Source organism: Amycolatopsis sp. NPDC005961 (assembly GCF_040629235.1).
GTDB classification, from domain to species: Bacteria; Actinomycetota; Actinomycetes; order Mycobacteriales; family Pseudonocardiaceae; genus Amycolatopsis; species Amycolatopsis camponoti.
This window is the reverse complement of the sequence record NZ_JBEXVF010000097.1, coordinates 18,579-31,417: the sequence shown is the minus strand read 5'-3', so window position 1 is coordinate 31,417 and position 12,839 is coordinate 18,579. Positions and strand designations below refer to the sequence as shown.

General features: G+C 71.7%; 12 protein-coding genes. 4 read left to right on the top strand and 8 right to left on the bottom strand.

What is annotated here, in order from left to right:
- Nucleotides 1-867: 867 nt before the first annotated feature.
- The 4 genes from ABZ342_RS44815 to ABZ342_RS44800 are packed head-to-tail and all read left to right on the top strand — an operon-like array spanning nt 868 to nt 2,888.
- On the top strand, nt 868-1,191 hold the full coding sequence (locus tag ABZ342_RS44815) for a hypothetical protein (RefSeq protein ID WP_360486998.1): 324 nt from the start codon (nt 868-870) through the stop codon (nt 1,189-1,191).
- A complete protein-coding gene (locus ABZ342_RS44810) occupies nt 1,188-1,697 on the top strand; it encodes a roadblock/LC7 domain-containing protein (protein WP_155543001.1) in 510 nt (169 codons plus the stop codon). The genes ABZ342_RS44815 and ABZ342_RS44810 overlap by 4 nt, the downstream gene beginning before the upstream one ends.
- A complete protein-coding gene (locus tag ABZ342_RS44805) occupies nt 1,694-2,086 on the top strand; it encodes a DUF742 domain-containing protein (RefSeq protein WP_360486995.1) in 393 nt (130 codons plus the stop codon). The genes ABZ342_RS44810 and ABZ342_RS44805 overlap by 4 nt, the downstream gene beginning before the upstream one ends.
- 13 nt (nt 2,087-2,099) lie before the next feature.
- Complete coding sequence (locus ABZ342_RS44800) at nt 2,100-2,888, top strand: MHYT domain-containing protein (RefSeq protein ID WP_360486992.1); 789 nt, start codon at nt 2,100-2,102, stop codon at nt 2,886-2,888.
- Here the strand turns inward: ABZ342_RS44800 and ABZ342_RS44795 are convergent.
- The 8 genes from ABZ342_RS44795 to ABZ342_RS44760 form a co-directional block, all read right to left on the bottom strand.
- The gene (locus ABZ342_RS44795; protein WP_360486989.1) at nt 2,878-3,654 is read right to left on the bottom strand and encodes an ester cyclase; all 777 of its coding nucleotides are present in this window, start codon (nt 3,652-3,654) and stop codon (nt 2,878-2,880) included. The genes ABZ342_RS44800 and ABZ342_RS44795 overlap by 11 nt on opposite strands.
- Nucleotides 3,655-3,714: 60 nt before the next feature.
- A complete protein-coding gene (locus ABZ342_RS44790; protein WP_360486986.1) occupies nt 3,715-6,105 on the bottom strand; it encodes a hypothetical protein in 2,391 nt (796 codons plus the stop codon).
- A gap of 274 nt (nt 6,106-6,379) precedes the next feature.
- On the bottom strand, nt 6,380-7,291 hold the full coding sequence (locus ABZ342_RS44785) for an aminoglycoside phosphotransferase family protein (protein ID WP_360486983.1): 912 nt from the start codon (nt 7,289-7,291) through the stop codon (nt 6,380-6,382).
- A 3-nt stretch (nt 7,292-7,294) separates the two neighbouring features.
- Nucleotides 7,295-7,993 (bottom strand): GntR family transcriptional regulator, encoded by a 699-nt coding sequence (locus tag ABZ342_RS44780; RefSeq protein WP_155543007.1) that lies wholly within the window; start codon nt 7,991-7,993, stop codon nt 7,295-7,297.
- A gap of 95 nt (nt 7,994-8,088) precedes the next feature.
- Nucleotides 8,089-9,612 (bottom strand): beta-N-acetylhexosaminidase, encoded by a 1,524-nt coding sequence (locus ABZ342_RS44775; protein ID WP_360486979.1) that lies wholly within the window; start codon nt 9,610-9,612, stop codon nt 8,089-8,091.
- A complete protein-coding gene (locus tag ABZ342_RS44770; protein ID WP_360486976.1) occupies nt 9,612-10,430 on the bottom strand; it encodes a carbohydrate ABC transporter permease in 819 nt (272 codons plus the stop codon). Before ABZ342_RS44770 ends, ABZ342_RS44775 begins: the two co-directional genes overlap by 1 nt.
- Entirely contained in the window at nt 10,427-11,368 is a 942-nt protein-coding gene (locus ABZ342_RS44765; RefSeq protein WP_360486973.1) for a sugar ABC transporter permease, read from the bottom strand. The genes ABZ342_RS44770 and ABZ342_RS44765 overlap by 4 nt, the downstream gene beginning before the upstream one ends.
- A gap of 71 nt (nt 11,369-11,439) precedes the next feature.
- A complete protein-coding gene (locus ABZ342_RS44760; RefSeq protein WP_360486970.1) occupies nt 11,440-12,720 on the bottom strand; it encodes an extracellular solute-binding protein in 1,281 nt (426 codons plus the stop codon).
- Nucleotides 12,721-12,839: the final 119 nt, after the last annotated feature.

Genomic DNA, 12,839 nt, shown 5'->3' with positions numbered 1-12,839 from the left:
ACCCCCTAGAACAACACCCACACACACACAACCCCCCCCCCCACCACCACATCACCAACGCCTGGGGCGCCGGCGGATCCGGCGGCGCTCCAGGCCGACCCGGCGGAAGGCTCGCCGGTGGAGTGGCCGCCCCCGGCCGGCCGGGGGACCTGGCCGGGATCGGACGCGGGTGGTCGCAACGGGGCTGGTCCGGGAGTGCGGGGGAGCTGGCCCGGGTTCGGCGGGGACCGGACTGCTCAGGCCGGGCGCGATGAGGCGGCTCCGGAGTCGCCGAGCCGGAACGGGACTTCCGCGGCACACCTGGCCTCCTCGGCGGATGCGGCCGGTCATCCTGAGGGTGCGGCGGATCGAGTCGACTCGGCGGGCAGGAACGGGACTTCGTCGGGTGATCCGGCTGGTCGTTCGGAAGGTGCGGCGGATCAGGTCGACTCGGCGGGCTGGAACGGGACTTCGCCGGGTGATGCGGCCGGTCGTTCGGAGTTCGCGGCGGATCGCCTCGACCCGGCGGGGCGGAACAGGATTTCCTCGGGAGGTCCGGCCGGTCGTTCGGAAGCTGCGGCGGATCAGGGCGACTCGGGGCGCAACGGGACTTCGTCGGGCGACCCGGCCGGGCGTTCGGAAGTTGCGGCGGATCACCTGGACTCGACCGGGTGGAACGGGACTTCGTCGGGTGATCCGGCCGGGCGTTCGGAAGTTGCGGCGGACCGGGTCGACTCGACGGGCTGGAGCGGGACGGCGGATCACCTCGACCCGGCGGGCCGGAACGGAACCACGGCGGCGCACCGGGCCGAACCCGCCGCGCAGCGGGCCGAAGCGGCCGATGGCGCGGCACCGGGGCCGGACTGGCCCGCCTCGGCCGGAAAGCCCGTGGCCCGCCCCGAACCGGCCGCCGCGCCGGTGGGGGAGTGGGAGACCCGGGCCGACCGCACGCGCCAAGCCGCCGAAAGCGCTCTCAAGCCCGCGGTCGCGCAGCGGCTCACCGATGCCGGCCTGCCGACGCGGCGGCCCGGCGCCCAGCTCGCCCCCGGCGCGGTCGCCCCGCGCGTGCGTGAGCAGAGCGGCGGGTCGTTCCGCGACGCCGCCGCCGTTCGCAGCAGTCTCTCCCGGCACTACCAGGGGATGCGCGCGGCCCGGCAGGAGTCCGCGGCCCGCGCCGAAGAATCCGGAAAGGACGAAGTGGATCCGCGATGACGGAACTTCCCGACGTGCAGCCCCGGCGCTCCGGCGCCGACCCGGCCGCCCGGTCCCTCAGCGGAACTCTGGGCTTCCCGGGTCCCGCCGCGCCGCCCGAACGGACGGCGACGCTGAACTGGCTGGTCAACGGGTTCGTCCAGGACGTCTCCGGGGTCGCGCACGCCGTGCTGGTCTCCGCCGACGGCCTGCTTGTGGCCGCCGACGAAGCCCTGCCCCGCGAGCGCGCCGACCAGCTGGCGGCGATCGCGGCCGGGCTGTCCAGCCTGTCGCTCGGCACCGCCGAACTGTTCACCGCCGGCCGGGTGGTGCAGTCGGTGATCGAGATGGAGCAGGGGTTCCTGCTGCTGATGAGCGTGGGCGACGGGTCCAACCTCGTCGTGCTCGCCTCGACCGGCTGCGACATCGGGCTGGTCGGCTACGAGATGACGATGCTGGTCGAGCGAGTGGGGCAGAAAGTCGACGTGCCCGCGCGCGAGATACCGGTGGCCCAGGACCGCCGGTGATCGACGAGCCGCCGCCCGGGCCGTACGGGGAGGAGCCGCGGCGCGGCGCGTCGCTGGCCCGCCCGTACGCCTGGACGGAAGGCCGGACGGCGCCGACGGTCGAGATCGCTGTCGAAGCGCTGGTCGAGACCACGGCGGCGGGCCGGGCCGAAGCGGCGTACCTGACGTCGAGCGCGCTGGCCGAGGTCACCGAGATCTGCGCCCGGCCGCGGTCGCTGATGGAGATCGCCGCGCTGCTGTCGCTGCCGCTCGGCGTGGTCCGCGTGCTCGTGTCGGACCTGATGCAGGACAACCTGGTGATCGTCCGCGACACGCTGTCGGACACGTCCACCTGGGACGAGCGCCACGACCTGATGGAACGCGTGCTGCACGGGCTGCGCGACCTCTAGAGAGGACCTTGCGATGGAGCATTTCGCGCTCGGGCACTGGCTGCTGGTGCTCGCGTACCTGACGTCGGTGGTGGGCTGCGCCCTCGGGCTGGCGTGCGCGGTCCAGGCCCGCCACGCCGCGAATCCCCGGCACCGCATGCGGTGGCTGGTGCTGGCGGCGATCTCGATCGGCGGCGTCGGCATCTGGCTGATGCACTTCGTGGCGATGCTCGGGTTCAGCACTCCGGGGATGCCGGTCCGCTACGACGTCTTCCGCACGGTGCTGTCGGCGATCCTGTCGGTGTCGGCGGTGTTCGCCGGCCTCGTGGTGGTGGGCGGCCGCGCGAAGTTCGGCTGGTGGCGCCTCGCCCTCGGCGGCGTGATCACGGGCCTGGCGGTGAACGTCATGCACTACACGGGAATGTCGGCCCTGCGCGTGAAGGGCGACTTCACCTACGAAGGCGGCCTCGTCGCGCTGTCGGTGGTGATCGCGGTGGTGGCGGCGACGGCGGCCCTGTGGTTCGCGGTCTTCCTGGACCGGCTGTCCCTGCGCCTGCTGGCGGGGTTCGTGATGGGCGCGGCGGTGACGGGCATGCACTACACGGGCATGGCGGCGGTCCGGATGAACATGGACATGAACGCGGCGGACCCGGCGGGCGTGGAGGTGTTCTCGTTCCTGTTCCCGGTGTTCGTGCTGGCGGCGATCGCGATGGCGGTGCCGCTGTGCGCGGTGCTGATGGCACCGGCGATCACGCCCTCGGCCACCGCGGCTTCGGCGGCTTCCGCTTCGGCTTCGGAGAAGGAAGAAACCGTCACGGTGTGAGCTGGTCGCGGATGGCGTCGGTGTCGACGACGGACTGGATTTCGGCGATCTTGCCGTCTTCGTAGCGGTAGAAGACGTGCTCGACGAAGGAAACGGTCCGGCCAGCGGTCGGCAGCCCCCGGAAGTCCTCGGCGGGGGTGCAGTCGAAGCGGATGCGGCACCCGACCCGATCGCCTTGGACGACGAGCGTTTCGATCGCGTAGTGCAGGTCGGGGATCTCCTGCACGTCGCGCTTCAGCAGGGCTTGGAAGTCGGCGACGGTCAGGGTCCGGCCGTTGTGGACGACCGGGTCGTGCGCGTAGTCCGAGAGGTCGGCGAAGCGTCGTTCGTTCAGGCAGGTGAGGTACGCGCGGTACCGCTGCTCGAGATCCGCCATGGGTTCCACTCCGAACTTCTCGATCATGAACCGCCAGAAGAGCGGCACCGCCTCGGCGCCGTCGCGGAAAATGCCGTCGTCGTGGCCGGTGACGGAGCGGTGCTCGATGAAGACGCCGCCCGCGCCCACGAAACCCGACGACGGTGACCGGACGACCACGACCGGGATCGGCGGCTGCTCCGGCACCGGCCGGGCCGTGACCACCAGGTCGTGCATCGAGGTCAGTGCGGCCAAGTGCCGCTCACCTCCGCACGCCAGCACACTCGCGACGATGCGGGCCAGGGGCGCGAACTCCGGGTGCTCCGCGGCCATCACGTCGAACGAGGTGGCGATCTCGCGCCACGGAACCTCCTCGAAGCGATGGGGCCACGCCCGCGAGTTCACCCGCATGCGACCAGTGTGGCAAACGGCCCGCGGGGAACCACCCCGCGGGCCGCTCACCTCACCTCCCTACAGGATGCACAGCAGCGAACACGCCTTCGCCGACGACCATCCCGTGTGCGACGGCGGCGTCCCCGGGGGAACGTTCGCCGGCACGTAACTCACCTTGGCCTGGTTCGTGATCGGGAACAGGCTCAGCAGCGCGTAGGTCGAGCAGTACACCTGCTTCGACGTCCCCGCGGCCAGCGTGAACGGGCCCGTCTGGCACGACGGCTCCACGCTGTCCACCACCTGCGCCGACGTGATCCCGACCGGACCCTCGTTCGTCACCGTGATCCGCCAGTACGCCGTCGCGTTGAGCAGGCCCAGGAGACCCACCCCCGCCTGCTTCGCCCACGGTCCGGTCCCGCCCGGACCGCACTTCGTGGCCGAAGCGGACGTGCAGATCTCCTTCTCCACCTTGACCTTCGGCGTGCACGACGCGCCCGGCGCCACCGGCAGCGTCACCGTGTTCGACGTGAACGACCCCGTCGAGTCGGTGCCCGTCGCGGTGTTCGCCACCGACGCGACCGCGCAGTCCGCCGCGATCGTCGTGCGGAAGCACAGCTGCGGCGCGTCGCCCGCGTAGTCGACCACCAGGCGGCCGCTGAAGCCGGTTCCGTTGTGCAGCACCAGGGTCGTCGTCACCGTGATCGACGGGTGCGCCGCCACCGAGACGCCCGTCAGGTCGACCGAGCCGTCCGGGGCGAAGCCCGGGGTCGGCACCGTCGCGCCGCCCTGGTCCACCACCGTCACCCGGGACGCCGCGAAGTCGACGTTCGCCGGGTCGACGCCCGTCAGCCGCGCCGCCGTGTAACCCTGGACGTGCGAGCCGCCGTCGCAGTAGAAGTCACCCGGCTTCAGCGTGACCTGGCCACCGGACCGGACGCACGGCGTCGCTCCCGTCGCCGGGTCCATCGAGAACAGCACGCCCGCGTCGCCGAGGCCGATCAGGCAGCCCGACGGCGGGTCGTAGGTGTACCCGTAGTCCCGGGTGGCCCCGCCGTTCACCGTCGGGTGCGTGATCAGCGCCGGCAGGCCCGCGCACGCCGCCCCCGTCGTCCAATCGTGGCACAGCGCCGCGCCCGCGTAGCCGCCGTTCCAGATCGGGAGGTAGCTGCGCACGTGCCCGCTCGGATCGGTGACGACCTCCGCGGGGAACATGTAGACCCCACCCGGCAGCGCGGCCGCGCCCGGGGGCGCCGTCAGTGTCGAACCGTCGAGCGCGTAGCACGTCGTGACGTTCGTGCCGCCGGTCGTCGACGCGCACGCGCCCGCCGGGGCACCACTCGTGTCGAACGCGGTGTAGTCGTTGTAGTTGTAGTTGCCCGCCGGTCCGGTCGGGCGAGAGGACGCCCAGTTCGCGCACGCCGCGGCCGTCGCCGGGTCGAAGCAGCCCAGCGACGGCTGTTGCGAGGTGCCCGGGCTCGACGTCGAGGCGAACACCTTGCCGCCCACCACGGTCACCGCGCCGTAGACGTACGGCTGGTTGGCCGCCGGCACGATCGGCGCGTACGGCTGGCCGCCGCAGGCGCTCTGCGTGGCCATCGTCCAGCACACCACGGCGCCGGAGCTGACGATGCCGTACAGGTTGCCGCCGGTCGCCACGAAGCCGCCGATGCTGCTCACCGCCGGCGACCCGCCGGTGGGGGACAGCGCCCAGTACCCGCAGTTGGCCGAAGCGGCCATGTCGAGGCAGCCGACGCCGACCGACGCGGCCGTGACGGCGGGGTAGTAGACCTTCGCGGGCGAAACCGGGTCGTGCAGGTACTGCTCGACCATCGTGCTGGCGATGTCCCCGGCCCCCAGGGTGCCGAGCGGTCCGCTCGCGGTGTTGAGCACCTTCGGCCACGGGCCGCCCGGGCAGCGCTGCCCGGTGGCGAGGTCGGTGCAGACGACCTTCGGCGACGTCGCGCCGAGGTGGTGGTAGATGTTCCAGGCCTGCAGGACGCCGCCCGGGGTGCGGTAGAGGACGGGTGAGAAGCCGTCGCCGCCGGTCGCGGTCGTCACCGCCTGCACGGGCGGGGTCAGCGCAGCGGACAACGACGTCGCGTCGGGCCCGGCGTCCGGGTTGCTCGCCCGCACGGCGGTGACGCCGGACGCGGGTTCGGTGCCGGTGAAGGTGCTGCCGTCGGTGGACCACGACGGCGTCCACCCCGGCGGCGCGTGCAGCGAACCGGCCTGGAAGGCCTGGCCCGCGCCGACGGCGTCGGTGATGGTGGCGGCGCCGGACCCGGTGGCCTGGTCGTCGTAGCCGATGACCCAGTTCGCGGTGGCCCCGTGGTCGGCGGGGGAACCGGTGCCCTGCACGGACTTCGTGAGCCCCGAGACGGCGGCCGCTTCGGCGGTCGTGGGCAGCGCGGCGGAGGTGGCCGCGACGAGCACCAGGGGCAGCACTGCTCCCAGCATGCGTCTTCGCATGAATGGTCCTCGATTCTTTCGCAACGGTTGGTTCCAGAAACGGTTTTCTGGCCGAAGGAAAATCCTATGCCGCACCGGGAGTGTGTTGAAGCGTCCTCACCCGGGTGCTGGAAAGGCGAAGCCAACAGCTCAGTTCGTTACCGACACGAAATAGTTTGCAGCTGCTCGGACGACGAGTGTCGTGGCCGGTCGTCACCCGGATGCCGTCACGGCGTCACTCTTTCGGGTAACGAGTGGAGGCTAAGAAATCCCGGTTTCCGGTGCGCGTGAAGAATTATTTTCCGGATGCGTATTCGGTGAGGATCCCGCCGAGGACGCGACGCGCGTCGCCGTCGGCCCTTTCCGCGGTCCGGGCGCAGGTGACGAGCGTTTTCCACAGCGCCCACCCCCGCCCGCGCGCCCAGGTCGCCTCGTCGATCGACAGGTGCTCGCGGAACGCCCGCCTTCCGTCGGCGGTCAGCAGCGTCCAGGCGATGGCCAGGTCGCACGACGGGTCGCCGACACCACAGGTCCCGAAGTCGATGACCGCGGCCAGCTCCCCGCGGTCGAGGAGGAGGTTCCCGGGTGCGAGGTCACCGTGGAACCACGTGTCCACGCCGTCCCAGTGCGCGTCCAGCGCGGTTTCCCAGATCTCGCGGGCCGGGCCGACGTCGAGGTGGCCGTCCAGTGTGGCCAGCGCACGCCGGGCCTGGGCGTCGTAGGTGCGGAGCGTGGCGCCCCGGAACCAGTTGTGCTTTCCCGGCTGCGGGCCGCCGTCGACGTCGAGGCTCCGCAGCGCGGCCAGGAACCCGGCCAGCTCGAGCGAAAACCGGACGGGATCGGCGATCCGGTCCTGGCGGGCGGGCGTGCCGTCGAGCCACGCGTAAATCGACCACGGAAACGGGTAGCCCACGCCAGGACTCCCTTTTGCCAGCGGAACGGGAACGGGCACCGGCAGCCGGGGAGCAAGCGTCGGCAACCAGTGTTGTTCCTTTTCGACCGCCAGGGCGTATTCGGCCGCGCTGGGCAGCCGTACCACCATCGTGTCGCCGAGGTGGAAGGTGAAATTGTCCCAGCCGCTCTCGGAAACGGGCCGCACCGGGAGACCGGCCCACCGCGGGAACTGCTCGCCGACCAGCCGGCGCACCTGGTCGGCGTCGACCGTGACGCGCCGGGGCAAGGGACCGAGATCCGGGATGCCGTTCAAGACTCAGCCCGATTCGGCGTCGAAGCGGAGTTTGGACGTGATGCGGTACCGGTCGCCGCGGTACACCGAGCGGGTCAGTTCGACGACCTGCCCGGTGGTGTCGCGGGTCAGCCGCTCGATGTGCAGGATCGGTGCGTAAACGGCGATCTCGAGCAGCTCGGCCTGGGCCGGGTTGGTCACCGCCGGCTCGATCGTCTGCACCGCGTCCTGCACCGCGATCCCGAACCGCTCCCGCAGCAGCCGGTAGAAGTTGCCCGACTCCAGGTCCGCGGCGGAAAGGCCCGGGACCAGGAAAGCGGGCAGCGCCAGCTGTTCGATCGCGATCGGCTCGTCGTCGACGTGCCGGACCCGCGTCACGCGCAGGACGGGCGTCCCCGGCTCGCGTTCGAGGTCGGCCGCCAGCGACCGCGGGGCGGGGGAGATCCCGAACGCGACCACCCGGCTCGTCCAGTGCCCTTCCGCGGGCGGCACAGCGAGGCCGGTCGCCAGTTCCTGGGTCACCTTCTGCGGGCTCGTGAACGTCCCCCGCCCGCGCTGGCGCACCAGCAGCCCGGTGCGGGTCAGCTCGTCGATGGCCGCCCGGACGGTCGGGCGGGACACGCCCAGCTCCGCGGCGAGGTCGCGTTCGGAGGCCAGCCCGGTGCCGGGACCGGCGTTCTCGATCACCTTCAGCAGGTGCCGCCGGACGCGGTCGCGCTTCACCGTGGGCGGGCGGTCCGCCGGCTCGCCACCCTCTTTTCGGGCGCTCCGGGTCGCGGAGGCGCCGGCCTGAGGTGAAGCCCCGGATGGCTCAGCGGTCAAGGCACCGTCTTCCCGGATACGGGGACCGCGCCGGCGAACCGGACGCGGTCCTTGGGCAGGGCGTCCAGGGCACGCAGCCGGGCGAGGTGACCGGTCAGGCGCTCCTGGAAATCAGCATAACGGCGCTCCGGCGGCGACCACGCGCGTTCGGCCAGCGCGCACAGCCGCGGGAACGCGAGGTGCCGCACGTGGTCGGGCGTCGGCGCGTGCTCGGTCCACAGCTGGGCCTGCGTGCCGAGCACCCCGGGCCGGGTCCCGTCGCTGACCGGCAGCCCGCCCTCCAGCGGGTCGAAGCGATAGACGTCCTGGAGTGTCGTGACGTCCTGACGCGGTGGCTCGCCGGGCTCTTCGCTCTGCCGGTAGTCGAAGTACGTCGACGTGTGCGGCGCCATGACGACCTGGTGGCCGCGGGCCACGGCGAGCGCACCGTGCGCGGCGTCGCGCCAGGCCGTGACGACCATGTCCGGTGGCAGCCGTCCCGCGGCGTGGCCGGTTTCGTCCCAGCAGACGGCCTGCCGGCCGAGGTCCGCCAGCAGAGCGTGCAGTTCGGTCAGGAACCACGGGTGCAGTTCGGCCGTGTCGCGCAACCCGAGGCTCGCCGCCTTCTCCCGCGCTGGCGGGCTCGACGCCCACTGCGTGGTCGGGCACTCGTCGCCGCCGATGTGCAGGTGCCGCGCCGGGAAGACGTCCGCGACCTGCGTGAGCACCTCGCGGCAGAAGGCGAACGCGCCGTCGTGGACGCCGAGGATGTCCGGGCTGATGCCCCACGCCGTCCACACCGGCAGCGTGACGTCCGGCCGGTTGCCCAGTTCGGGGTAGGCGGCCAGCGCCGAGCGCACGTGCCCGGGCAGGTCGATCTCCGGCACGATCCGCACGCCGCGCTCGGCCGCGAAGCCGACGAGTTCGCGCAGCTCGCGCTGGGTGTAGAAGCCGCCGTGCGGGACGCCGTCGTAGACGCCGCTGCCGGCCGCGCCGACCATCGACTCGGTGCGCCACGCGCCGATCTCGGTGAGCCGCGGCCTGCCGTCGATCTCGATCCGCCAGCCCTGGTCGTCGGTGAGGTGCAGGTGCAGCACGTTGTACTTGTGCAGCGCCAGGAGGTCGACGAACTCGCGGAGGAACTCCAGCGGCATGAAGTGCCGGGCGACGTCCAGCAGCACGCCGCGCCAGGGCAGCCGGGGCGTGTCGCGGATGTGCAGGCACGGCAGCCGCGGCGGGCCGTGCAGCGGGACCAGCTGCCGGAGGGTCTGGACGCCGTTGCGCAGGCCCGCCTCGGTCGACGCCGTGAGGAGCGCGTCCGCCGGGGTGACGTCGAGCTCGTAGCCCTCCAGCCCGTGGTGGGCGTCCGGCACGAGGTCGAGGCGGATGGCGGGCCCGTGGTGGATCACCGGCCGGGGCAGGTACCCGGCGAGCAGGCGCGCCGGGCGCTCGGCGCCGCGGCCGGCCAGGACGCGCAGGCCGCCGGCGGGCGCGAAGGTACCGGCGCGGCGGGTCAGCCGCGCGGGGCGGGGGATGATCATCAGCCCTTCACCGCGCCCGCGGTCATGCCTTCGACCAGGTGGCGCTGCACGAGCGCGAAGAAGACGACGACCGGGAGCGCGAACAGCGTCGACGCGGCGATCAGGCCGCCGTAGTCGGTGCCGGTGCTCGTGCTGAACGACACCAGCCACACCGGCAGCGTGTAGCCGGAGCTGTCCTTCATGATCACGTACGCGAACAGGAAGTCGTTCCACGCCGTGATGAACGCGAACACGCTGGTCGCGATCAGCCCGGGCAGCACCAGCGGCAGCAGGACCGAGCGCATGACGCGCCCGCGGGTCGCGCCGTCGACCATCGCCGCCTCCTCGAGTTCGACCGGGATCCCGTGCAGGAAGCCGCGCAACGTCCAGATCGTGAACGGCAGCACCAGCGCCACGTACGTCAGGACCAGCCCGAACAGCGTGTCGAGCAGGTGCGCGCTCTTCAGGCCGAGGAACAGCGGGATGACCAGGGCGGGCACCGGCACCATCTGCAGCACCAGCACGCCGATGAGGAAGCTGCGGCGGCCGAAGAACCGGAAGCGCGTCAACGCGGTCGCGGCCAGGAAGGCGACCACGATGGACAGCGCGACGACCGCGACGACGACCATGACGCTGTTGACGAGGTCCTGCACGAACCCGGGCTTGGCGAGCGCGTCGGCGAAGTTGTCGAGCGTGACGTCGATCGGCAGGAACTGGGGCGTGGGCTGGAGGATCTTGCCCGCGGGCTTGAACGCCGTCAGCACCATCCAGTAGACCGGGAAGATCCACACGAGACAGAAGACCGTGGCGACGGTGTTGCGGCCGACCCGGCGCATCACAGGTCCTCCCCGGACCGGACGAGCCGGCGCACGTACACGGCCGTCATGCCGACGAGCAGCAGAACCGAGACGACGGCGATCGCCGCGCCCTGGCCGAAGTCGTTGCCGCTGAACGCCCTCGTGAACGTCCAGATGCCGAGCGTCGTCGTGCCGCCGTTCGGGCCGCCCTGGGTGAGGATCCAGATCTGGTTGAACACGGTGAAGTCCCAGATCACCGAGAGGATGGTGACCAGCCCGAGGATCGGCTGCAGGAACGGGAAGGTGATGGTGCGGTGCACCCGCCACGGCCGGGCGCCGTCGAGAGCGGCGGCTTCGTAGTAGGAGCGCGGGATCTGCGACAGGCCCGCGTAGAGCGTGAGCGCGACGAACGGCACGGACTGCCACACGACCAGCAGCCAGACGAGCGTGAACGCCGACGCCGGTGACGTCGTCCAGTCGTGCTGGGTCAGGTCGCCGAAGCCGGCCTGGGTGAGCAGCCAGTTGACGACGCCGTAGCCGGGCTGGAAGAGCCACTGCCAGACCAGGGTGGACGCCACGTTCGGCAGTGCCCACGCCGCGATCAGGCAGAGCGTGACGGCCGTGCGCATGCCCTTGCCCAACCGCTGGAGCAGCAGCGCGACGCCGAAGCCGATGACCAGGGTGCCGAGGACCAGCGCGGCGCAGAACCCGACGCTGCGCGCGAGGACCGGGAGGAGCTGGTCGTCGCCGAGGACGGCGGCGTAGTTGTCCCAGCCCGCGAAGGTCGTGGTGCCGGTGAACAGGGACCGCAGGCCGTACTTCTGCGTCGAGATGACGATCAGGCGCACCAGCGGGTAGCCCAGGACGAGTCCCAATAGGACGGTCGCGGGCAGGAGCAGGCCGTAGGGCAGCAGGGACCGTCGCCGACGCGGCGTGGCCGGTCTCGGCGGGGCTTCGGGCGGCGCTTTCACCAGCAGCACGAGGACTCCTTCGCGGAAAAGGGGCGGGGCGGCCCGGTTGGGGACGGCAGTCGGCCGGGCCACCCCGCCGGTCAGCGGGCGTTCAGCGCCTCGGTCAGGTGCGCGTCGAAGTCCTTGGCGGCGTCGGCGATCGGCCGGCGTCCGGTGGCGATGTCGGCGAAGAACGTGTTGATCGACTTGTCACTTTCGATGGTCGCCCAGCCGGGCGCGGCCGGGGTCGCGACGCTGGTCTTGGCCGCGGTGGCGAAGGCGGCGTTGACCGGCGGCAGGGTGGGCGTGATCTCGTCGATCAGCTCGGTCGAGATGGGAGTCCAGCCGTCGATGCCGACGATCGCCTGGCGCTGCACGTCGGGGCTCGTCGCGGCCTTGAGGTAGGCCAGCGCGAGGTCCTGGTTGCGGCTCTTGGCCGCGACGACGAGGTCGGACCCGCCGAGGAACACCGGCTGCGTCTTCCCGGCGACGGTGCTGGGGAACGGGAAGGTGCCGAGGTGGTCCTTCAGCTCCGGCTTGTTCTTGACGACGGTGTTGACGCTCGTGTCGAGGATCGCCCCGGCGCCGCCGGCGGAGAAGATCGCGGCCTGGTCGGGCGCCTTGGTGTCGACGTTGCGGGACGCGGCCGAGGAGTAGGTGTTCTGGAAGTCCTTCCAGGCCTGCAGGCCCTTCTGCGCCTCGGGGCTTTCGAGAGAACCGGTCCACTTCCCGTCCTTCTGCGTGGCGAGCTGGCCGCCGGCGTCCCAGACGAACTGCAGCGCGCCGTACCAGTACTTGCCGGGGAAGTGGAAGGCGGAGTAGTCGGCGGCGGGGTGCTTGGCCTTGATCTTGTCCAGGTCCTGGGTGAGTTCCGTGAACGTCTTCGGCGGCGCGGTGATCCCGGCGTCGGCCCAGACCTGCTTGTCGTAGATCACCGCGCGGTTGCCGGCGAACAGCGGCGCGCCGTAGAGGTTTCCGTCCACAGTGGCCGGTCCGGCGAGGCCGGGCAGCCAGGTGGTCTTCCCGGCCAGCTCGTCGCGGTGCGGGGTGAGGTCGGTGAGCGCGCCGTTGGCGGCGAAAAGCGGGACGTTCGTGTTGCCGATCTCGATGACGTCCGGCGTGTTGTCCTGCGCCAGTGCGGTGCTGATCTTGGTGTTGATGTTGTCCCACTCCTGGATCTGCACGGTGACCTTCGCGCCGGTGGCCTTCTCGAACGCGGCGTTGATCGCCGCGGTGGCCTTGTCGGAGAGGTCGCCGTTCATCAGCCAGACGGTCAGCTGCCCACCGCCCTGAGCGGCGGGGGCGGGGGTGTCGGTACCGCAGGCGGCGGTGGCGGTCACGGCGGCGACGGCCAGGGCGGCGGCGAAGGTGCGTCTGCGCACGGGAAACTCCTGGAGTGGGGCGGCGGAAGCAGTGGGGGTCGTGAGCGGGAAACAGGGTTGGAACCCTGTTTCCCACTCACGAGGTGTCCTGGACGGAAAGGGTGACCGCGGCCCGGGCT

What these genes read in the sequence shown, in the direction of transcription:
- ABZ342_RS44795 (WP_360486989.1), bottom strand. Translation starts at nt 3,654, where the DNA reads ATGCGGGTGAACTCGCGGGCGTGGCCCCATCGCTTCGAGGAGGTTCCG.
- ABZ342_RS44775 (WP_360486979.1), bottom strand. Translation starts at nt 9,612, where the DNA reads ATGATCATCCCCCGCCCCGCGCGGCTGACCCGCCGCGCCGGTACCTTC.
- ABZ342_RS44810 (WP_155543001.1), top strand. Translation starts at nt 1,188, where the DNA reads ATGACGGAACTTCCCGACGTGCAGCCCCGGCGCTCCGGCGCCGACCCG.
- ABZ342_RS44800 (WP_360486992.1), top strand. Translation starts at nt 2,100, where the DNA reads ATGGAGCATTTCGCGCTCGGGCACTGGCTGCTGGTGCTCGCGTACCTG.
- ABZ342_RS44790 (WP_360486986.1), bottom strand. Translation starts at nt 6,105, where the DNA reads ATGCGAAGACGCATGCTGGGAGCAGTGCTGCCCCTGGTGCTCGTCGCG.